General features: G+C 60.6%; 18 protein-coding genes and 1 pseudogene. 7 read left to right on the forward strand and 12 right to left on the reverse strand.

Annotation, left to right across the window (positions count from 1 at the left end; all coding sequences use genetic code 11):
• The first annotated feature begins 22 nt into the window (after positions 1-22).
• The 3 genes from gltX (at position 23) to ED655_RS05345 (ending at position 5,387) form a co-directional block, all read left to right on the forward strand.
• Positions 23-1,357, forward strand: coding sequence for a glutamate--tRNA ligase (gltX, locus tag ED655_RS05335; RefSeq protein WP_122049287.1), 1,335 nt, complete (start codon positions 23-25; stop codon positions 1,355-1,357).
• 30 nt (positions 1,358-1,387) lie between these two features.
• The gene (locus tag ED655_RS05340; protein WP_122049288.1) at positions 1,388-2,350 is read left to right on the forward strand and encodes an ion channel; all 963 of its coding nucleotides are present in this window, start codon (positions 1,388-1,390) and stop codon (positions 2,348-2,350) included.
• A gap of 583 nt (positions 2,351-2,933) precedes the next feature.
• Entirely contained in the window at positions 2,934-5,387 is a 2,454-nt protein-coding gene (locus tag ED655_RS05345) for a TonB-dependent receptor (RefSeq protein WP_122049289.1), read from the forward strand.
• Positions 5,388-5,715: 328 nt separating this feature from the next.
• Here the strand turns inward: ED655_RS05345 and ED655_RS05350 are convergent, their stop codons facing one another.
• From ED655_RS05350 to ED655_RS05360, 3 genes and pseudogenes are all read right to left on the reverse strand, one after another.
• On the reverse strand, positions 5,716-6,492 hold the full coding sequence (locus ED655_RS05350; RefSeq protein WP_081866838.1) for a CDP-alcohol phosphatidyltransferase family protein: 777 nt from the start codon (positions 6,490-6,492) through the stop codon (positions 5,716-5,718).
• A 163-nt stretch (positions 6,493-6,655) separates the two neighbouring features.
• Positions 6,656-7,342: pseudogene (locus ED655_RS05355) on the reverse strand (phosphatidylserine decarboxylase); the annotation flags it as partial.
• A 45-nt stretch (positions 7,343-7,387) separates the two neighbouring features.
• Positions 7,388-8,182 (reverse strand): class I SAM-dependent methyltransferase, encoded by a 795-nt coding sequence (locus tag ED655_RS05360; protein WP_122049291.1) that lies wholly within the window; start codon positions 8,180-8,182, stop codon positions 7,388-7,390.
• A 125-nt stretch (positions 8,183-8,307) separates the two neighbouring features.
• Here ED655_RS05360 and gloB point away from each other — a divergent pair, with 125 nt between their 5' ends.
• Complete coding sequence (gene gloB, locus ED655_RS05365) at positions 8,308-9,027, forward strand: hydroxyacylglutathione hydrolase (RefSeq protein WP_122049292.1); 720 nt, start codon at positions 8,308-8,310, stop codon at positions 9,025-9,027.
• Positions 9,028-9,099: 72 nt separating this feature from the next.
• Positions 9,100-9,702, forward strand: coding sequence for an HAD family hydrolase (locus tag ED655_RS05370; RefSeq protein ID WP_162993402.1), 603 nt, complete (start codon positions 9,100-9,102; stop codon positions 9,700-9,702).
• On the opposite strand, the gene ED655_RS05375 is transcribed toward ED655_RS05370, so the two are convergent.
• From ED655_RS05375 to ED655_RS05415, 9 genes are all read right to left on the reverse strand, one after another.
• Positions 9,683-9,817: a DUF2474 family protein gene (locus ED655_RS05375; protein ID WP_122039115.1), complete on the reverse strand. Its 135-nt coding sequence runs from the start codon at positions 9,815-9,817 to the stop codon at positions 9,683-9,685. The genes ED655_RS05370 and ED655_RS05375 overlap by 20 nt on opposite strands.
• Positions 9,818-9,993: 176 nt before the next feature.
• Positions 9,994-11,016 carry a cytochrome d ubiquinol oxidase subunit II gene (cydB, locus tag ED655_RS05380; protein WP_122039049.1) on the reverse strand — a complete coding sequence of 341 codons (1,023 nt, stop codon included), beginning with the start codon at positions 11,014-11,016 and terminating at the stop codon, positions 9,994-9,996.
• Positions 11,017-11,025: 9 nt separating this feature from the next.
• A complete protein-coding gene (locus tag ED655_RS05385) occupies positions 11,026-12,435 on the reverse strand; it encodes a cytochrome ubiquinol oxidase subunit I (RefSeq protein WP_023978129.1) in 1,410 nt (469 codons plus the stop codon).
• Positions 12,436-12,520: 85 nt separating this feature from the next.
• Positions 12,521-13,552, reverse strand: a complete 1,032-nt coding sequence (locus ED655_RS05390) for a DUF2125 domain-containing protein (protein ID WP_122049294.1) — start codon at positions 13,550-13,552, stop codon at positions 12,521-12,523.
• A 329-nt stretch (positions 13,553-13,881) separates the two neighbouring features.
• Complete coding sequence (locus ED655_RS05395) at positions 13,882-14,625, reverse strand: lysophospholipid acyltransferase family protein (protein ID WP_122049295.1); 744 nt, start codon at positions 14,623-14,625, stop codon at positions 13,882-13,884.
• A 113-nt stretch (positions 14,626-14,738) separates the two neighbouring features.
• Complete coding sequence (locus ED655_RS05400; protein ID WP_122049342.1) at positions 14,739-15,329, reverse strand: YdcF family protein; 591 nt, start codon at positions 15,327-15,329, stop codon at positions 14,739-14,741.
• The gene (locus ED655_RS05405) at positions 15,326-16,234 is read right to left on the reverse strand and encodes a cell division protein FtsX (RefSeq protein ID WP_122049296.1); all 909 of its coding nucleotides are present in this window, start codon (positions 16,232-16,234) and stop codon (positions 15,326-15,328) included. The genes ED655_RS05400 and ED655_RS05405 overlap by 4 nt, the downstream gene beginning before the upstream one ends.
• A complete protein-coding gene (locus ED655_RS05410) occupies positions 16,231-17,064 on the reverse strand; it encodes a cell division ATP-binding protein FtsE (protein ID WP_122049297.1) in 834 nt (277 codons plus the stop codon). The genes ED655_RS05405 and ED655_RS05410 overlap by 4 nt, the downstream gene beginning before the upstream one ends.
• Before the next feature lie 19 nt (positions 17,065-17,083).
• Entirely contained in the window at positions 17,084-17,524 is a 441-nt protein-coding gene (locus tag ED655_RS05415) for a hypothetical protein (protein WP_122049298.1), read from the reverse strand.
• A gap of 310 nt (positions 17,525-17,834) precedes the next feature.
• Here ED655_RS05415 and ED655_RS05425 point away from each other — a divergent pair, with 310 nt between their 5' ends.
• Together ED655_RS05425 and ED655_RS05430 are read left to right on the forward strand one after the other, a co-directional pair.
• Complete coding sequence (locus ED655_RS05425; protein ID WP_122049300.1) at positions 17,835-19,706, forward strand: response regulator; 1,872 nt, start codon at positions 17,835-17,837, stop codon at positions 19,704-19,706.
• A complete protein-coding gene (locus ED655_RS05430; protein ID WP_240993513.1) occupies positions 19,703-21,628 on the forward strand; it encodes a response regulator in 1,926 nt (641 codons plus the stop codon). The genes ED655_RS05425 and ED655_RS05430 overlap by 4 nt, the downstream gene beginning before the upstream one ends.
• Positions 21,629-21,648 lie beyond the last annotated feature (20 nt).

Raw genomic sequence — 21,648 nt, forward strand, 5'->3', positions numbered from 1 at the left:
GCGCCCTTGGCATAGAAGCAGCATGAAACTGCGCTTCGCCCCCAGCCCGACCGGCTATCTCCATGTTGGCAATGCCCGTCTGGCCATTGCTAATGCCCTGTATGCCCGCAAGCATGGCGCACAATTCCTGCTGCGCATCGACGATACGGATCTGGAGCGCTCCAAGGCGGAATACGAGCAGGGGATCAAGACGGATCTCGAATGGCTCGGCCTCGACTGGGACGAGATGGCCCATCAGTCGGAGCGGCTCGACCGCTATGCCAAGGCGATCGAGGCCCTCAAGGCTTCGGGGCGACTCTATCCCTGTTTCGAGAGTGAGCAGGAACTGGCCGCCAAGCGCGAATTGCGGCTCAAGGCGCGCAAGCCTCCCATCTATGACCGTGCGATGCTGCGTATGACGCCTGAGCAGCGCGAGCGTGCCGAAGCCAATGGCAAGACGCCCTATTGGCGCTTTCGCCTCTCAGATGGTCACAAGAGCTGGCGCGATCTCGTGATGGGCGATCTGTCGGTCAAGCTGACGGCCATTTCCGACCCTGTTCTCGTGCGGGCCGATGGAACGGTGCTCTATACGCTGGCCTCGGTCGTGGACGACATGGAGCTGGACGTCACCCATATCATCCGTGGTGAGGACCATATCACCAACACTGGCGTGCAACTCGATATTATCGAGGCGCTGGGTGGCAAGGGTGCGCGTTTCACCTTCGCGCATCTGCCCCTGTTGCTGGATGAAGGTGGCGGCAAGCTGTCCAAGCGCTTCGATGCTTTGTCGCTGCGGGCGCTGCGTCATGACGGCATGGAGCCGCAATCGGTTGTGTCCTACCTGTCCAGAATCGGCAGTTCGGACGACCCGGTGCCCATGACGCTGGAAGAATCCATCGCGAGTTTCGATCTGTCGCACATCTCGCGTTCGGCAGCGCGTTTCGACATGCAGCATCTTCTGGGGCTCAATCGTCGCCTGCTGCATACCCTGTCCTTCGAGGATGTTCGCACCCGCCTGCCTGAAGGGGCGAGTGAGGCCTTCTGGAATGCCATACGTGGCAATGTCGATCTGACGGGCGAGATCGGTTTCTGGTGGGAAGTGGTGCAGGGAGATATCTCGCCTCCCTCCCTGCGTGATGAGGCCGGGTTCCTGGAGCAGGCGCAGCAGACCCTGCCTGACGCCCCGTGGGACGCTGACACCTGGAAGCAGTGGATCGCTGCGCTGAAAGACGTGTCCGGCCGCAAGGGAAAGGCTCTCTTCCATCCGCTGCGTCTTGCCCTGACAGGTGAGGAGGCCGGGCCGGAGCTTCACGCTCTTCTGCCGCTGATGGGGCGTGACCTGGTTCTGCGTCGTCTGCAGGAAGCGGCCATAGGGTAGGGTGCGAAGGCTCACCCACGCGCAAGGGCGATGAAGCGCGACAGGTCCCGCTGGCGGCAGTTTTTCAGGGTGCAGTCCGGGCTGCCCCTGCAGGGTGCTGACGATGGAACGGGGCGGGCAGGCGATCAGATCGGCACGGGGCGTCAGCGTGCGTCGGTCATACGGGTCGGTATTGGCAGCAACTTCTGGACGGATCTTTACCATCATGCCCTGACCACCTCGTGGCCCCGTTTCCTGGGGTGGTCCACGATCGCTTATGTTGCGATCAATCTGGGTTTTGCGTTGCTCTACCGGCTGTGCAACGCCCATATCAATAACACTGCCGATCTCGACATGTTCTCGCTCTTCTTCTTCAGCGTGCAGACCTTTTCAACGGTTGGCTATGGGGTCATGGCTCCGACCGGGCATATGGCCAATGCGCTGGTTTCCGTTGAGGCGCTTCTGGGCATGATGATCAACGCCCTATCTACCGGCGTGGTCTTTGCCCGCTTTTCGCGCCCAAGGGCACAAATTCTTTTCAGCCATATCGGGGTTATCAGCCAGCGTGCGACCCCCGCCGCCCTGTGCATCAGGCTTGCCAATTCGCGCAAGAGCGCCGTGCTGGCGATGGAGGCAGAGCTTTCGCTCTCCCAGTTCGTGATTGGTGAGGGGGGATACCCTACCCGTATCTTCACACGGCTTGCCCTGTTGCAATCGCAGGTGCCTGAGCTGCGGTTCACCGAAACCCTCGTGCACCCGATCGACAGTGCGAGCCCGCTCGCCATTCTGAGTGTGGAGCAGCTTGACGCGACTTACGCGGAAATTCTGGTCACCGTACGTGGCACGGATGAAGCAACCGGGCAGGCTGTGTTGCTTCAGCACGGTTACGATCATGCGAAGATGATCAAGGGAATGCGTTTCGTGGATATGGTCGTGCGGGACCCGTTGGGCAATTACCGTGTGGATTACAGGCGGCTTCACGATATCGAGCAGGAAGCCGACACCGCCGCGTGAACAGGCACTACGCCTTACCCGCACTCCGCCTGCTCTGTTTGATGGACAGGTGGGAGACCGTTTTCAGGCTCGTCACCCTTCAATCGTTACTCCGCGGGTTTTCGATGCCTTTTGGCTCGGAAGAGGCCCTTGTGATTATGCGTCACCCGCCGGTCATGCCCTGACCGCCGGATGAGGTCATATCGCTTTGTGAAAGCGAGCGAGATCAACGGGATGTCGGTAAGTGCTTGTGAGCCCGTGCTGTCGAGTGGTCCGAACGCGTAATCTGGTGTTGTATTATCTAAATATTTCCATAGTTTAGCATAATTTATGAATAAAATATTTCATAAATGTTTCTTATATAAGTCAATGCAATAATTACTTCATTATCTATACTTGATTCGACACAAAACTATTTCTGTTTCGATCTAATTGAGATCAACCCGAAGTGCCTGATGGGCACACTCAAGGGAAACAGAGTCGATTGCAGAAAAGCCGGACGACCAGATGCGGCGCATCCGGCGCAGGAGAGAGTTTTGTGTTGAGAGGTCAGAGACTGTGCCTGGTGTTTACCTTCCTTTGCTGCACGGGGGCCGCTTACGCAATGCCTCTGTCTGATGATGCCCATCAGAACCTTCCTGCCACCGCCAAGATAGCGTCTGCGGGCAAACCGGGATCCGCACGGCACAAGATACGTGGCACACGAAAGCCGGTCCGGCAGGCGAGTGAGGCCGCAGCCAGCGAGGTTGCCGCAGCGCCGGCTACGGCTCGTGCGTCGTCCGCTCATCATGCGACCCATCATGTCACGCCGGAGAGCATCAGCGTAACAGGTCAGAGCCATGGCAAGAACTATCAGAAGGACCCGGCTTCCGTTTCGGTGCTCAGCGCCCGACAGCTTGCCAACCGTCACGTCGTCTCACTGGTCGATCTCGGTGACGGCTCCGTACCGTCCTTGCGTATCGCCCAGTTTTCGGGCCGCAATTCGGCCCTGGTGGTCAATATACGAGGCGTTGGCGTGCTGGGTGACAGCAATCAGCCCGCGCGTGACCAGGGTGTGGGTGTGTATATCGACGGTGTCTATGTCGCCAGACCGCAGGCACTTGGCACGGCACTTTTCGATGTCGAGAGCATGGAGGTGCTCAAGGGCCCGCAGGGAACACTGTTCGGCCGGAATACCGAGGCTGGCGCCCTGAGCATCGTGACGCGTCGTCCCACAGGAAAATTCGGCATGCGTCTGGTTGGCGGGTTTGGCAATTACAACAGCAACAAGGGCGAGTTGCATCTCGATCTGCCAGCTTTCCATGATCTGGCGATCAAGATTGACGCTGTGACTGCGCATCGCGGACCGCTTGTCGATAATCCGATGCCGGACACCGGAGGGTTCAACCAGTACGACAAGCACGGCGTGCATGTGGAGGCAATGTATCACCCGGTCGATAACTTCACCGCTGACTATGCCTATGACAATTCCTATGACAGCACGACCACGTTGTGGATGCAGTTGCTCAAGGGAGGAACGAACAAGCTCGCGCAGCTTGCAACCTTGCAGACGACCCGCGCCAAAAGAGCGTTTGTCGGCGTTCCCGAAGAGCCCAGTATCGGCAAGAACAGCGGGCATCGCATGACGCTCGATTACAAGGCGATACCGCAATATCTCTCTTTCAGATCCATCACGGCGTATCGCGAACTGAGCCAGAGCCAATTTGACAACGGGATGGCCTCCGGGAGCCTTTCCAACACGACAGGCAATTTCACCGGAATGAGCTTTGCGCGTAACTCGCTGGCAGGATTCTGGCAGAACCAGATCAGTCAGGAAATACAGGCTTTTGGCCATACGAAGCGTCTGAAATATCAGGGTGGCTTCATCTATTACCGCGAGCATGCCTCTGACAATGCTCAGGCCTTCTACACCAACCAGTTCACCAATGCTGCTGGTAGCGAATACAGGCTTCTGACTGGCCCGGCCTATGACGACTGGAGCCTCCAGCCCATTGATCGTGCCAGCCATGTCACGTCAAAAAGCTGGGGCGTGTATGGCAATGCTGTCTATACCCCACCCGTACTGCATGATGCGCTGCATCTGACGGCGGGGCTGCGCTGGTCACATGATGGCAAGCAGGGCACGCTGACAACGGTGAACAACCAGGCGCCGATCAATACGGCAGGTGTCTCTGGCCCGATTGATTTCGATGCGGGATGGTCACGTGTGGATCCGCTTCTGGAAATCAGCGGTGATCTTGCCCGCCATGTGTTGCTCTACGGCAAGTGGAGCACGGGTTACAAACCGGGCGGAGCCAATTCACGAGCGCAGAATTATGAGGCTTTCGGGCCTGAATCGGTCTCGATGTTCGAGGTCGGCACCAAGACCGAGTTTCTCGATCAGCGTGTACGTTTCAACGTTGCGGGATATTGGGGCGACTACAAGGATATCCAGGTCGATTTCAGCAAGCCCTATCAGATTGGCAATCAGCTGACGACGCGTACCACCACCTCGACGATCAATGCGCCTGGTCGCGGTGATCTGAGTGGCGTCGAAGCCGAGCTGAGCGTGTCGCCCATACGCTACCTGACGCTTGGCCTGTCCTATGCCTATAACTATGTTCACATCCCGCCCACGGCTAATCCCTATCCCAATTCGGTGGGCGTGGTCAGCACCATGCTCGTGCCAATCTACCAGAGCTATACCCCGGCTCATTCGGGCAGCTTCCAGGCAGATTATGTGCGGCCGTTCCAGGGTTTCACGCTGCTTGGCCATCTCGATGGCAATATCGACAGCGGTTATTATGCAGGCACGACCGACCCAGTCTATGCGGGGATCGGAAACCCCAAGAACGTTTATCAGCCCAAGGGGGATAGTGGGCTGATCGTCAACGGGCGTGTCGCTGTGTCCAATGTGCGGCTGGGTCATACCGGCGCAAAGGCCACCTTCTCGCTCTGGGCACGCAATCTGTTCGCCGAGCAGCATGTCTACTTCAAGACCTTGGGTGTGACGACAGGCTTGCAGGGTTACTTCAATGAAGCGCGCCAGTTCGGCGGGCAGGTCGATCTGGCGTTCTGAGAGAAGGGGCCACCGGCGCCACAGGTATTGAGGATTCGAGGCACAGGGCCGGGGATGCCACGCGAGCATATCTGCAAGGGCGTATCAGCCGTGCAGACATGCAAGATGCGGTGTCCGGGGGATAGAGCGACCTTGGCCGATCTGATGGGGAAACGGGATCTCGCCCGCTCCTTCACCATCTGCCTGCGAAAGCGCGGAGGCAGGGAGGGGAAGGCAGGTCTGAGAGCAGAGGGACGCACGGAAAAGCTGGTCCGGAAAAACCGCCCCACAGGAAAAACCAACTCGAAGGAAAACCAACTCGGAGGAAAACCTGATCAGGGAAACAGGCCTAGGGCACGTCTTCCGACATGGCCTCGGCCTGTTCCTTCAGGCGATGGAAGCTGCGGCGACTGAACGGGAGCATCAGCAGATAGATGATGCCAGCCGCTGCGAGCGCAAGCCAGGGATCGGCCAGAAGGATTGCCGCATAGAGCAATGTGCCGAGCATGAGCGGCAACACGAAGGGTGACGGGATCTTGAAGTTCTTGAACGACCAGACCGGCAGTGTCGAAACCAGCAGGGCGGCTGTCAGGATCAGGAAACCGGCTGCCAGCAGGGGGGAGCGGGCAAGGGATTCAAGAACTGGCCAGTGCATACGATCGGCTTCGAGCCCGAGAAAGATCGGGAACAGCACGACACCCGCGCCGGCAGGTGCGGGTACCCCCGTGAAGAAGCTGTAGGAATATTCCGGCTTCTCCTCGTCATCGAGGCTGGCGTTGAAGCGGGCGAGACGCAGCGCCATGCACACGGTGAACAGAATGCAGGGCACAAACGCGTAGCGCCCGCCATTGGCCTGCAATGTCCAGAGATAGAGCAGGAAAGGCGGTGCCACACCAAAGCAGACGAAATCGGATAACGAGTCGAACTCGGCCCCGAAGCGTGATGTGCCATGCAGCAGACGGGCGATACGTCCGTCGAGCCCATCGATACAGGCCGCAATCACGAGTGCTGCGGCAGCATAGGCGAATTGCTGCTCCAGCCCGTACCGCATTCCGCTCAGCCCGGCGCACAGACCCAGCATGGTCAGCAGGTTCGGGATGAGCCTGTTGAAAGACGGGCCACGCACACGCACACGGCGCGGCCGGATACGCCTCAGCCGACGCTTCCTGCGCCGGGGAGGCAGGCCAGCCTGTCCGTCTGCAGAGGTAGCCTCCTGCGCCGTATTGGCCGGGGCGTGACCTGTCGTTTCAGCAGGGCCGGGGAGCGTGTCTGACACGGGGCTTACAGGCTCAGAGATGGGCGATGACGGTTTCGCCACCGACCATGGTTTGTCCGGTGCTGACGAGCGGAGTCACACCCGGCGGCAGATAAAGATCGGTACGCGAGCCAAAGCGGATCAGGCCGAAACGATCGCCCGGTTCCACAGCGCTGCCCTCGTCCACATAGCAGACGATACGACGCGCAATCAGCCCGGCGATCTGCACGATGGCCATCTGACGGCCGTCCTCGAGCGTCAGGCGAACCTCGTTGCGTTCATTGAGGTCAGAGGCCTTGTCGAGGCTGGCATTGAGGAACTGCCCGGCGTGATAGGCAATCTTAGTGACCGTGCCGGCTGCGGGCATACGATTGATATGCACGTTCAGCACAGAAAGGAAGGTGGCCACGCGCCACACAGGCTCACTGCCCATGCCCAGCGCTGCGGGTGGCGTGGCGAGTTCGACCGATACGACGCGACCATCAGCCGGGGCCAGGGCCAGATCGGTGCGCGCTGGCGGAAAACGCTTGGGGTCGCGGAAGAAGTAAAGGCAGAATCCGAACCCGCCCAGAGCCACATTGCCAATCAGGCGCGTTGCGCGCCAGGGCGTTGCGCGGCCGAGCAGGGTCAACCCTCCCGTCAGTGCGAGAAAGGGGAAGGCAGCGCGGTGAGGCGGCGCCAGAACGGATTTGATCGATTGAATCAGGGACATGGGCGCAGTCTTACGACACCTTGGTTTTGGGTCAAGCTTTGCCTGTTTCCAGCCCTAGCTACCCGGTTTTCCACTCAGGCTGTCACAGCTGCTGGCAGAGCTCGCCAATGTGGTGACGCGTCTGCCAAAAGCGAGCTTGGCGCGCTCAGCCTCAACGGGCATGCCGGAATAGAGATCCTTGCATGCGTTCACCAGATGCACGCCCCCAAGCCTGCGCCCCAGTAATCCCGTCGCCCGATCGGCCATAAGAGCCGCCTGCTCACCGAGCTTCAGCAGCGCCAAGGGCGCGCTGAGCGCGGTTGCTGTGCTTTCGGCGCGAAACAGGGCGCGTTGCAGGGCGCGATCGAGCTGGCTGGCCGAAAACGGGCTGCCATGACCGAAAGGCGACGTATCGTCCTTGGCGGCAAGACCTGTCCGGTTCGGGACAACAAGAATCAGCCGGCCATGATCGGCAAGGACCTTCCAGACCATGCGCAGCAGGGGATGGGGGTTGGCCAGTTCAAGTCCATGCACCATCACCACCAGATCGATACCCAGATCATCGAAGGGCAGGGCATCTGGCGCCACAAGGCAGGAAGGCACGGCAAAGCCGCCATGATTGTCCAGGGGCGCGCGCCGGGTGAGGGGCGTGTCGAGCTGGGCCGACGCTACCCAGCGTGCCCGCCCGAGCTCACGCCATTGGGACAGGAGGGGCTGCGCGTAGCCAAGACCCAGAACGCGTAACCCGGTCGGGTCGGGCAGCAGGCCTGCCAGTTGCGCCATGAGCAGAGCGTTGACCTGATCGCCGCGCCGGCTGGCATAAAAACCGGCAGCATCGGGAGGGACGAACTGGGGTGGGCGCTTGGGCATGGAGATACGCTAGACCGAACCTCCTTATTGGGCCAGAGGGGCTGGTGATGCGTTCTCGACCGGCAAGGCGTAATATCTTCCTCAGCTGACGCCGGAACACACTGCAGGAACAGGAGAGCTGCACTATGAGCCTACAGATCAAAGCCGTGCCTTTCGCACGCGATAATTATGCCTGGCTTCTGACCGACCCGCAGACAGGCGTTGTTGCCGTTGTTGACCCCGGCGAGTCCGACCCCGTCGCGGAAGTGATCGGTAATGGTCGTCTCGACCTTATCCTTCTCACCCATCATCACGCCGACCATATTGGCGGCGCGGAGGCCTTGCGCCAGAAATACGGTGCCCGTATCGCCGGCGCGGAGACGGATCAGGCCCGGTTGCCACCGCTTGACCTGCTGCTTCATGATGAGGACCGTATTGCCGTGGGTCATGATCTGGGGGAGGTCATCGCGACCCCCGGTCATGCGCGCGGGCATATCTCCTTCTATTTCCGCTCTGTTCCCGCACTGTTCTGTGGTGACACGCTGTTCAGCCTCGGGTGCGGTCGTCTCCTGGAGGGCACGGCAGAAGAGATGTTCACGAGCCTTCGTCGCTTCGACCCTCTGCCGAATGACACGCTCGTGTATTGCGGTCATGAATATACGCAGAGCAATGCTGCCTTCGCGCTGAGTGTCGACCCGACAAACGAGGCGCTGCGGCAGCGTGCTGCTGAAGTCGAGGCGCTTCGTACCGAAGGACGCCCCAGCCTGCCGGTGCGGCTTGGGCTTGAGCGCGAGACCAATCCTTTCCTGCGTGCCCCTGATAGCAGTGAACTGGGCAGTCTGCGCCAGGCGAAGGACTGCTTCTGAGAGAGATGGCTTCCTTATGGGGAGGTCGAGTCAGGCAACAGACCGCTGGTACGCTGGCGAAAGGCAGATCAGGTGACGACTTTCAATCTGAACGATTACGATTTTGACGCCATCATTTTCGATTGCGATGGGACGATCGCGGACACGCTCCCCGTCCACTTCCTGACGTTCAAAGAAGCGCTGGCGGAGCAGGGGCAGGTTCTCACGTCAGAGTGGTACTACGCCCGCACCGGGCTTTCGAGCAGCAAGCTGTTCGACGCTTATGAGAAAGCGTTTGATGTGACACTTGACCGGGCGGCTCTGCTTGCCCGTTGCCGTGTGCTCTACGAAGCCCATCTTGATGTGTTGCGTGAGCACAGTTTCACAGCCGAGATCGCCCGCAGCCATTTCGGCCACGTTCCGATGGCCGTGGCCTCGGCCGGGCTCAAATCGATTGTGACCGCGACACTGCGTACGCTCGATTTGCTGGAACTGTTCGATTGCGTGGTGACGGTGGAGGATGTGACCCATCCCAAACCGGCCCCTGATCTCTATCTGCTGGCCGCCAGCAAGCTCGGTGTTACCCCCTCACGCTGTCTCGTTTTCGAAGATACGGAGGAGGGGCTTGAGGCCGCCCATAATGCCGGGATGAGGGCCGTCGACGTGCGGCCTCATCTCACCATTGATGAAAGATGATAATCCTGAGCAGGGTTGCGACAATCGCCAGTGTCACGACCCCGCCTGCCCAGAGCCCGACAAACCAGCCGAGACGGGCAAGGAAGGAAGAAGAAGGGGCGGGAGAAGCAGGCATTGTCATAACTCCTCTGGCGAAGTGGCAGGCCGACCAGAAATAGCCTGACCAGTGTTTTGCTCAGTCAGGCCCGGGCGATGAAGAGCCTGGGGTTCAGGGGCCCCTCATGAGATCCATCCCCGTTCAGAACCGGGGCGATCGCATGAGGGCTATACCGAGTCAGGCCAAGCCCGGGGTCAGTGGTAATGGTGATCGGCGGTCACCGTGCCGCGGAACACCCAGTAGGAATAGATCGTGTAGGCCAGGATGATTGGCAGCAGGATCGATGCGCCGACCAGCAGGAAAAGCTGGCTTTCCGGCGGCGAGGAAGCCGACCAGATCGTGACCGTGGGCGGCACGATATAGGGCCAGACATTGATGCCTAGACCCGAGAAGCACAGAAAGAACCAGCCCAGCGCGCAGAGGAACGGCGTGAGGCGCGTTGCCTGCTTGCGCAGCGACAGGAAGAACAGTGCAGCGAGCACGATCACGGCGACGGGCACGGGCGCAACCCAGACGATTTCAGGGAAATCGGTCCAGCGATGCATGTAGTTGGCGTGCAGATAGGGCGTCCAGACCGACACAATGGCAATCAGCACCAGCATGCCGAGGCCCAGCGGCGCGGAGAGGCGCTGCATGACAGCCTTCAGATCGGTTTCCGTGCGCCAGACCAGCCAGGTTGCACCAAGCAGGGTGTAGCCAACCGCCACGGCAAAGCCGCAGAAGAGCGGGAATGGAGCGACCCAGTCCCACGCACTGCCGACGAAGGTATTGTTCTCGACCTTCACGCCCATGATGAGCTCACCCAGGATGATGCCCTGCATGACAGAGGCAACGAGTGAGCCGAAGCAGAAGGAACGATCCCAGAATCCCATGCCGAAAATGCCGCTTGCCTTCACACGGAATTCAAACGCCACGCCACGCAGGATGAGCGCGAGCAGCATGAACAGGATCGGCAGGTAGAGCGCGGGGAGGATCGTGCCATAGGCGACGGGGAACACGCCATAAAGCGTGGCGCCTCCGAAGATCATCCAGGTTTCGTTACCGTCCCAGACCGGGGCGATGGTGTTGACCATGACATCGCGATGTTCCTTGCGATGCTCGCCGAGGAACAGAATGCCAATGCCCAGATCGAACCCGTCGAGACAGACATAGATGAAGATGGCCAGAGCCGCGAGGGTTGCCCAGATGATGGGCAACCAATAGGCGAGGGTATTCATGGTAAACGCTTACTCCGCCGGGTGGTGAGAGACTTGGGTGATACCAGCGGCACGATGCGGCTGATCGCGCGGGGGCTCAGGCTCGTTCGAGCTGGGTTCCTTGGCGAAATCGCGCAGCAGGATGCCGATACCGGCGGTAAAGACGATGAAATAGACGATGACGAAGGCGACCATGGACATTTCCATGTTCGGCAGTGTCACGGGTGAGACACTGTCGACGGTGCGCAGCAGTCCGTAGATCGTGAAGGGCTGGCGGCCCACTTCAGTCGTGACCCAGCCGCACAGCAGGGCGATGAACCCCGCAGGCGTCATGAGCAAGGCGCCGCGCAGCAGGATCGGGTTGGTATAGAACCCGCCCTTCCAGCGTAGGAACAGCGAGAAGAAGCCAAGCAGGGCCATCAGGCTGCCAAGGGCCACCATCACACGGAAAGTGTAAAACACCACATACATCGGTGCGCGCTGGTCCTTCGGGAAATCCTTGAGACCCGGCACCTTGCCGTCGAGGCTGTGCGTCAGGATCAGCGAGCCCACCAGCGGGATGCCGATCTTGTAGCGTGTCACCTCATGTTCCATGTCCGGCACGCCAAACAGCAATTCGGGCGCACGGCTCTCGCTCTCCCAGTCGCCTTCCATCGCCGCAATCTTGGCGGGCTGGTATTTCAGCGTGTTCAGGCCGTGGGCGTCACCCGCAAGGATCTGAAGCGGTGCCACGATGGCCGCCATCCACATGGCCATGGAGAACATGACCTTCACGGCATCGGTCGGCTGGCGCTTCTGGCGCTTGGCCTTGAGCAGATGCCACGCGCCGACGCCACCCACGATGAACGCAACGCAAAGGAACGCGGCGAGCGCCATATGGACGAGACGGAACGGGAAGGAGGGGTTGAAGACGATGGCGAACCAGTCGGCCGGCAGGAAGCGGCCTGTTGCGGCATCGATCTTGTAGCCCTGCGGCGTCTGCATCCAGGAATTGGAAGCCAGGATCCAGCTCATGGAGATCAATGTGCCGATCGAAACCATGCAGGTGGCGGCAAAATGCAGCCGCTTGCCCACGCGGTTGAGGCCGAACATCATGACGCCAAGGAACCCGGCCTCAAGGAAGAACGCCGTCATGACCTCATAGGCCAGCATCGGGCCAAGGATCGGTCCGGCCTTTTGCGAGAATTGCGACCAGTTGGTGCCGAATTCATACGACATGACGAGGCCGGAAACGACACCCATGGCAAACACCACGGAAAAGACGCGAAGCCAGTATTTGAAGAGGTCGAGATAGACGGGTTTGTCTGTCTTGAGCCAGAGCCCCTCGAGCACAGCCAGAAACGCGGCCAGGCCGATGGAGAAGGCGGGAAAGACGATATGGAATCCGACGGTAAACGCGAATTGCAATCGTGCGAGGAAGAGAGCACTCATGTCAGGCATTGCAGGGATCCGCGGCCATCAAGGCCAGTCGTGAAGGGGAATGGTTAACTGCCACCGCCCATAAGGCGTCAGCTTCCCCTCTGGTTCATCGATAATGCCCTGTTATTATCGCGGAAATGTGATTTTGCAATAAAATGTCATCGGGACCGAGCGGAATGGGAAGGTCCAGATGGTCCGGTATCCTTGCGGTTTGTTCATCAAGCCCCGCCAGAAGGCGCGCGTAGTCCGGGTTATTCCGCAGGGCTTGCGGTGTATGAGTAACCCAGTAACGGGCGAAGCCCTGCAAGCCGGTGAGATGGGCCCATACCGTGCCTTGTCCGGCATCTGAAAGGGTTCCGCGGGCAACAACAGAGAGGGGGCCGAGCGTGAAAGATGCCTCCTGAATTAAAAAGCGTTCATAACCCACATATTGGGTCAAACCGGCAGGACGGTCGCTCAGATCGTGTCCATCACTCGTCCGGTGCAGTGCGGCGAGAACGAGGTGGAAATACCTCGCTTCAGGCAGTGCAGCGAGGAGGTCCGGCAGGCTGGGCGTCAGGCTGCCGCTGCCCCGCGTGGCGCTCAGCTTAGGTCCTACCCTGTCTGCGCGCAGGTCCAGGCTCCATGCCAGAGAGGGGTCGGCGCTCCGCCCGCCGGGCAGGAACCGCGCGGTGATATCGCGTAGCGTGAGCGTGTCGATTCCCGATATCGGTAGCCCCGATGCCGTCACACCTGCCGTGCGATAGATGATCACCTGCCGCGACGGGTCGAACCAGCCCGATCCACCACCAGCACTGAGCACGACATCGCCACCGGGGCGCAGGATCTGTGCACCCTCATTCGTGAATGACGCCGCGAACGGATGCCTCCAGCCGGGTGTGATCGTAAGGGATCGCCCGGTCCAGCCCTCTCCGGAAGCACGGCCTATCAGGGGGGCAGTCAGCACGATGCGTGACCCCCACGGGCGCCATTGGCGTGCTTTCTCCTGCCACTCAAATTGCCAACCCTCTGCCCGCGCCGTCGCGGACAGCTTCACGATCTGTCGGTCGATCTGACTGATTCGATAGGCGTCCAGAACCTGTATCGAGAGTAACAGGGACGTAACACCGATTATGGTGAAGAAGAGCCCTCTCCTCATCTCGGATTGGTCCGATGAATACTGCGCAATTGGAAGGCTCTGTAGTCAGGTTTCACAGTTGTCGCGAGAAACTGCACATTTTATCCCCAGAGCTGAGAACGGATGGAATGAGGAAAAAAAAAGAGTCTGTTCCGCGGGGCTATGAAAGCGGAAGGGGCTGTGTTAGATGCCCCCTCCGCACCGTTCTTTGCGCCACAAGGCACGAAAAACCTAGCTTTTGCGGCAATTGTCTCTTGACTCGATTTCTTGCCCGCCCCGGCTGGATCCTTTCATGATCGTACCGGTTCAATGTGGGTTATGCACGGTGTTCCGCACAGGATTCCCCCTGATCAGCGTCCTAGGTCCACAGAGTTATCCACAGGGTGTGGCATATCGTGTGCCGCACAAAGCTTGTCCCAGGACCGATAGATCGAGTCGATAAGAGAGTGCCTCCCGGCATTCGCAGGCAGGGCCTCTCCTATGGCAATGATGATTTCGCCCGGAGTCATCAACCAGCCACGGCGCGGCCAGTGGAGGCCGGAATTGGTAGCGACGGGAATGACAGGCACAGCCGCCTGCTTGGCCAGTGCGACTACGCCGGGCTGGAGGGGAACGCGTTCGCCAGGGACGGTTCTTGTCCCTTCAGGGAAGATGATGATCTGTCGGCCTTCGTCAAAATGCTCCTGCGTCGCCTTCATCAGGGCGCGCAGTGCCTTCGCGCCCGCTGCGCGCTCGACGGGCACCATGCCGGACAGGATCAGCATGGGACCGATGAACGGTATGCGGGTGAGCTCCTGCTTAATGACATAGGCCGGCTGTTGAGCAATGGTCATCCAGATGAAGCCATCGAAGAAAGACTGATGCTGCGAGGCGACAAGGCACGCCCCGGAAGGCAGGTTCTCGCGGCCGGTGACGGTGATGCGTATGCGACAGATCAGGCTCAGACCGCGCAAGGTGAGCGACGACCAGAGCTGGGCATAGCGCAGGGCCAGCTTGTGGCGTCGCAGGGCGCGTATGGGCATGGCGATCACACCCATGATCAGGGTGAGGATGATGAAATAGCTCATGAAAAGCCAGGCGCGTATCCGGATCATGCACTCCCCCAGTAGCGTCTCGATAACCCGATGTTCACTAGAGCATCACGTGGCAGGAGGGAAACGGCACCGCGCGGGATTCGGGGCCGGAATCGGTTTTCACCCGGATGGGTTCATGACTGGGGAGTGAGATTGACTCCCCGCGAGAGGCCCAGATGGGAGCCAATCCATTTGATGTATTCGTGCAGCAGTAGGCTGAATGTTGCGCGATTGGGGCTGCGTCTCAGCGCCGGTGAGCGGACAGGGTAGGGGTGGAGCACGACCTCCGGTGCGGCGCGATGGATTTCAACCATAGCTCGCCGGATATGGTAGCCCGCCGTAACGACCAGCAGCGAACGGATATGGTTCTGCGTGGCCCACTGGGCCGTTTCCGACCCGTTGCCGATGGTAGACACCGCACGCCTGCCCAGTGTGATGCGCGACGCCAGTTCGGGTGTCAGGGATATCGGTGCATGTTCGCTGAGCTGGCTGAGTGTGGCATGGGGCCCAACCCCGGAGATTAGCAATTTGTGCCCAACCCCCTTGTCCAGCAGCTGAAGCGAGGTTTCGATACGGTCACGCCCCCCGGTCAGGGCAACGATGCCGTCGCAATGTACCGGATTGGACACCGGGTGGAGCGCATCGACGCAAAACCAGGCGAACCCTGCGCACCAGACGAGGGCCAGAACGAACACCAGAAACGGAACGGCCAGCCAGAATCTCATGGCAGCCGGCGCAACCATAGACGCACCGTCCCCTGAGCCACAACGAAGCTGAGGACAGCAACGAGCACCGGCACACAGGCGAGGGACTGTAGCAGGGCTGAAGGTATGGCGGCCCACAAGGCAAGCCATTGTTCATAGCTCTGGGGCCACGTTGTTGCAGCGGCGCCTGCCTGATCCATGAAGGGCAGCAGCAGATGATAGAGTATGGCCAGTATCAGCCCGCCGAGCGCCGTGCCTATTACCCCTCCGCTCAGCCCGAGCAGGGCACTGCGCCAGGCGATGCGTCGTGCGATCAGCCCGTCACGGGCGCCGAGGCCGTGAAGAATTTCAATAGTGCGCCGTCGTGCAATCAGCGTCATGCGCACGGAAAGTGTGGTCACGCCAGCAGTGGCAAAACCGGCCAGCAACACGGCAAGCCACGCACAGGCCTGCAAAGTCTGGCCAAGAAGCATCAGGCGTTCGCCCCAGCGGGCATTTTCCTCGATGATGGCTGAGGGCGCGATCGTATCCAGTATGACGGGCAGATCGGTGACGGGGCCATCGCTGCGCCGCGTAATAGAGAGCACGACGGGCAGGTCTGACAGGCTGGCCTGCATCGTGCCAAGCCAGGGGCGAAGGATATCGCGCAGCCTCGCTTCGGGCAGAATTTCGACACTGGCGATGCCGGGATCGCTCTTCAGTACGGTAATCAGCTTGCGCGCTGTGTCTGCGGCATCGCCCGTAAAATCCGGAATTTCAATCGTGACCTGTCGGGTGGCGCCGTGGTCCCATTCGCGAGAAAGAACGCGTGCCGCATTCCAGCCGCCGAGTGCAAGGGCTGCGATTGCCGCCACAGCAGCGATCAGGGGTATCAGCCCCTGGTCGCGCCGGCCCAGATGCAGCCCATCAGGGAGCTTGCGGCTCATCGATCCCGTTCCCGCAGGGGGCGCGTGGCGGAGAGGAAGGGAGAGGTGGCATGGTCATCGGAATGACGAATGTCGTCGCCGCCATGAGTGGAGGTGTCAGAGCCTGAGGCATGAGTCTCAGGGTGATGCATCACCGGGGGTGGGACTGGTTTTTCGAGGCGGCCGTTACGCAGGCTGATACAGGGCAGCGGCATGGTCCGCAGCAGCGACTCGTTATGCGTGGCGACGATGACCGTCGTGCCTGTGCGGCTCAGAGCCCTCAATGCCTCGATGAGTTGCCAGCTTTGCGACTCAGCAAGGGCATTGGTCGGTTCGTCCGCCAGTAGCAGGGCCGGGCGGGTTACAAGAGCACGGGCGATGGCAACGCGCTGTCGCTCTCCCCCTGAAAGCTCATCAGGCAGGCTGCCCGATTTGGCCTCCAGATCGAGCCAGTCGAGGATAGATCCGATCTCACCCCTTATCGCGCTGTCGGATTGGCCGGACAGACGTAAAGGAAGGGCGATGTTGTCATAAACGTTCAGTTCGCCAAGCAGGCGCAGATCCTGAGGGATGAAGCCGATGCGCTGCCTGATCTGCGCCAGTTGGCGGCGGCTGGCCCGGTCGGTTGCGACCCCGAGAATTTCGACCTTACCGCTCTCTGGCAGAGTCTCGGCATGGGCGAGGCGAAGCAGGCTGGACTTGCCCGCGCCGGAGGGGCCGGTCAGCCAGTAGAAGCTGCCTTGCTGGATGGTAAAATCGAGTCCCTCAAGGACCGGGCGCGCCATCTGGCGTTGCCCGGCCAGACGGCGACGGAGGGCATGGCGATAGCTGACGTTGTAGAACCGGATCATGAAAGCCCCGGTCGCGTCATTACATGTTGCGCGCGGCGACAGCGGAGACTGTCGCACCAAGGGCGGCAATGGCCATCAGCATGAAACCATCAAAAACAAGGCCGCTCGCTGTCATGACATGGCTGCCGATAGCGAGGTGATCAGGAATGCTTCCGACCACATGGTTCATGACGTCCTGCGCCTGAGGATCGGTCGAGGCCGTTCCGGTGGTGATGGCAGAAAGGGCCTTGGGCAGGGCCATCCAGCCAATGCCAAGTACGAGGCAAAGCGGTGCCAGAACCTCGGCCACCTGCTGCGCGAAATAGAAGGCGAAGTAGCAGACAGCCCAGAAAGCCGTGCGCAGGACGGCAAGCCCGCTGCTGCTGCGTCCGCCTGTGCCAAGCCCGTTTGTGCCACGGGGCTCGCGGTCGTCGCTCGGCTGGCCTAGGCGTGACAGGGGCGGGCGGGGCGAAACTTCCATGGGGCGCTTCCAGCTTGTCGTGATGGGCACGAATGAAGTGGCGTCCAGTCAGGGCTGGCCACGTTGACTGATCCTGAGGTAGCTGCCAGCGCGGCGAAATGCAATGATCAGCCTGAGATGCGGCCTCGCATCCATATGAACATCACGACCTGCACATGCCGCGTTGTGAGGGACCCCATAGCAGGCCAGATGGCATGAGCCTTCGACATGTCGCCATTTCTGCAGCCACCAGACGATAGAGGAACTCTTTTCGTCCTGAGGGCGCTGGCGAACTTGATCACTCCGGCAAACTCATGAGACCAGTGCATTCATGACCCTGCAAGATGTGCCCCGTCCCGCAATCCTTCTCGTTGAGGAGTCGGATATACAGGCGCAAGCCCTTACGCTTCTGCTTGAAGAGGCAGGGTTTGTCGTCCGGCGCGTGGCCAGCGGTGAAGAAGCCCTGACCTGCCTCGATGACGGCCTGCCGGATCTGGTGGTGGCTGACTACCACCTGCCTGGCATGAATGGCGGCCAGATGGCCCGTCAGTTCCGCATGAACGCCCAGACGCGCTCGATCCCCATCCTGATGCTGACCGAGGATGTCGGGCCCGGACTGGAGCGTGAAGGGCTCGAAAGCGGCGCGGATGCCTATATCTCCAAATCAGCCCATCCTGACCTGCTGGTGCTGCGCATCCGTGCGCTGCTGCGTGAGGGCTCGGATTTTCTTCAGGCCGAAGAGGCTGGACGTTTTCGCCGGGCGCGTATCGTTATCGTCACGAGCCCCCATACCGAGGATTTCGAGGACGAGCCGGGTGATAACGCCAATTGGGAGCGCGATTCCTCCGGTGCGTCTCTGGGGGAGCTGCTCTGGCGCGATGGCCATACAGTCACCACGGTTACCGCCTCGGGCGAGCTGATTCACGGGGGCTGGCTTGGGGGCGAGGAGGGGCCGGATTGTCTGGTGCTCGACCTCACATCGCGCCTGCTCGATGGCGTGAATTTCTGCCGCCGTCTCGATGCGCGCCGTCAGGATGTGCTCGAGGCCGGAGGGACATCCTTCCGGATTCTCGGCATTGTCGATGCTGACCGGTTCAGGCGTCACTCTGCGGCAGATCTGTTCGATGCAGGGCTGGATGACCTGGTACCCAGCGACATTGCCCCCGATGTTCTAGCGTTGCGCATCCGGGTGCTTGTGCGTCGCAAGCTGGCTCAGGACGAGATCAGGCAGCAGGAAATCAAGCGTCAGGTGCGCGAAGTGGCGCTTCAGACCGCGCAGAGCGAGGCCCGCGCCATTGCTGCCAAGGCCGCGATGGCCGAGGCGCTGGCCCACGCCAATTCTGAACTTGCCGATGCCAATGCGCGACTGATCGAGACACAGGCGAAGCTGGTGCAGACAGCCAAGATGGCCTCGCTCGGCGAGCTCGTGGCTGGCATTGCCCACGAGATCAACAACCCGCTCGCTTTCACTCTGGCGCATGAGGAAACCATCGCGCGCGCCCTGCAGCGGCTCACGGAGTCCGAGGGGCCTCTTCTGCCAGCACAGCTTGCGCTGCTCGAGAAATGTTCGAGCCGTATTGGTGCGATGCGGCTGGGGCTGCAGCGCATCCAGAATCTGGTGCTGAGCCTGAGGCGTTTCTCACGCCTCGATGAAAGCGCTTTTCAGGATACTGACGTGGTCGAGGCAATCGACACCGCGCTCGCCCTTCTAGCGCATAAATTCGGCCGCGAGATTACAGTGGAGCGCCATCTGTCGGCCCCACGCATGCTGGTCTGCCAGCCGGCTCTCCTGCATCAGGTGGTCATGAATATCGTCAGCAACGCGGCCGATGCCATACGCTCGCGTGCCGAGGCAGAAGGGCTTGAGGCCGGGGCGCCGAGCGGCAAGATCGTGATCCGGACCGTTCTGAAGCAGGAGGGGGCGGATGCAAATTATGTGATCAGCGTGGCAGATGACGGACCAGGTGTGCCCGCCGCCCTGCGCGCTCGTGTGTTCGAGCCGTTTTTCACGACCAAGCCTGTCGGTATGGGAACAGGGCTGGGGCTGGCGATTGCCTATGGCGTGATCGAGGCGCATGGCGGCACGATTGATATAGAGGACGCGAATCTCGAGGGTGGACGCGATGTGGGGGCCTGTTTCACGCTCTCCGTTCCGGTGCGCCTTACCCCTACGGGACCGGTGACGATAGGACGCAGCGCATGAAACGGACCGAAATGAGCGTACCATTCGGGAGGAGCCGTATCCTCCTGGTGGATGATGAAGCCGAAATTCTGGTCGCGCTGACCGATCTGCTGGAAGATGAATTCGATATTCTCTCCAGTACAGACCCGCTCGAGGCGCTCGAATTCCTGCGCAAGTCACCGGATATCGCGGTGATTGTCTCCGATCAGCGCATGCCCAACATGACGGGCGATGTGATGTTGAGCAAGGCGCGGGACTATTCCGATGCGCGCGGGATTCTCCTGACCGGCTATGCTGATCTGGCCGCCGTGGTTGCCGCCCTCAATCAGGGCAGGATCCAGTTCTATGCCCACAAGCCGTGGGAATCCGACTCACTGCGCGCGATGGTGCGTGAGGTTGCAGCCCATCACCGTCTCGAGCGGGCATTGATGATGGAGCGCGTGCTTTTGCATGGCGCACTGGAATCGGTGCCGATGGATGTCGTGTTTTCCGAGGCCGATGGCACGGTACTGCGCCACAATATCGAGGTCGAAGTCACGCCAGATAGCAGGGGCGATATCGCTGAGGACTCCCTGTTCAACGATGCCCTTCGGCCCGATATCGCCGCCATGCGTGAGGAAACCCGCAGCGAGGGCGAGGTCTCGCGGCTGGTTTCGGAGCATACGGCTGACGGGGTGAGATGGCACGAGATCACGCGCCAGACCCTGCCCTGGCCGCGCAATGCGCTGGGTGTCCCTTTCCCGAGCGCGCAGCGCTGGCAGATGATGCTCGACCGCGACGTGACTGAGCGCCTCGCCATGGAGGAGCGCCTGCGTCAGGATGACAAGATGCATGCTCTTGGTACACTCGCCGGGGGGATTGCGCATGACTTCAACAACCTGCTGACCGCCATGCTGGGCTCGCTCGAATTGCTGCAGGACATGACGCCTGCAGTAAACCCGACCGTGACCAAGCTCTTCGACAATGCCCTTGAATCGGCCCGCCGCGGTACGGTCCTGACCCGTCGTCTGCTCGAATTCGGCCGGCCGAAACCCATGGCGCTGCGTCCTGTCAATCTGGTCGAGATGATCTGGAGCATGCACGACCTGATCGTGCAGAGCCTGAGCCGGTCGAGCGATCTGCGCGGCGAAACGGGGCGCTGTACGATCGATCTCTCTGCCGTGCCACGTGATCTGGTCATGCCCTCCGTGATGAGTGACTCAGGCCAACTTGAAATGGCCCTGCTCAACCTTTGTATCAATGCCCGCGATGCCATGCCGGATGGCGGTGTCATCAGCATTGCGCTCAGCCATGAGGCTCATGCCCCTGAAGGCGAGCGTGTGGTGCTCTCGGTCGATGATCAGGGCTGCGGCATGCCGCCGGAAATCGCGCGCCGCATCTTCGAGCCTTTTTTCACGACGAAGGGCCTTGGGAGCGGCACGGGTCTGGGGCTTTCGACCATCTACGGGTTCCTGCAGCGCAGCGGCGGAGATATCCGTGTCGAGAGCACGCCGGGCGAAGGCACGCGCATGATCATGCTTCTGCCTGTCAGCCACAAGGCGATGGCAGGGACACAGCAGGAGGCGGTCGAGGCTGTTTCGGGGCCGCGCAAGCTGCGTGTGCTGCTGGCTGATGACGAACCCGGTGTGCGGCTCGTTACGGCGCAGTTTCTCTCGCAGGACGGTCATGAGGTGATCAGCGTTGCGGATGGCAAGGATGTGATTGCCTGCCTGGCTACGGGTGAACATTTCGATCTGGTTGTGCTCGATCTGCTGATGCCGGGCATGGGCGGCCGCGAATGCGGCGCCATCCTGGCGGAGAAATATCCCGCTCTGCCGGTGCTTTACGTCAGTGGTTATGCCGACCCCGAAAACCTGCCTGCCGATGCTTTCGTGCTGGGCAAGCCCTTTACCCCGGTGGAGTTGCGTCAGGCAATCGCCACTACGCTGCGTAACTGGGCATAGCGCGGGCTTGTCTCTCTGCG

Source organism: Asaia bogorensis (assembly GCF_900465345.1).
Taxonomy (GTDB): Bacteria; Pseudomonadota; Alphaproteobacteria; order Acetobacterales; family Acetobacteraceae; genus Asaia; species Asaia bogorensis_A.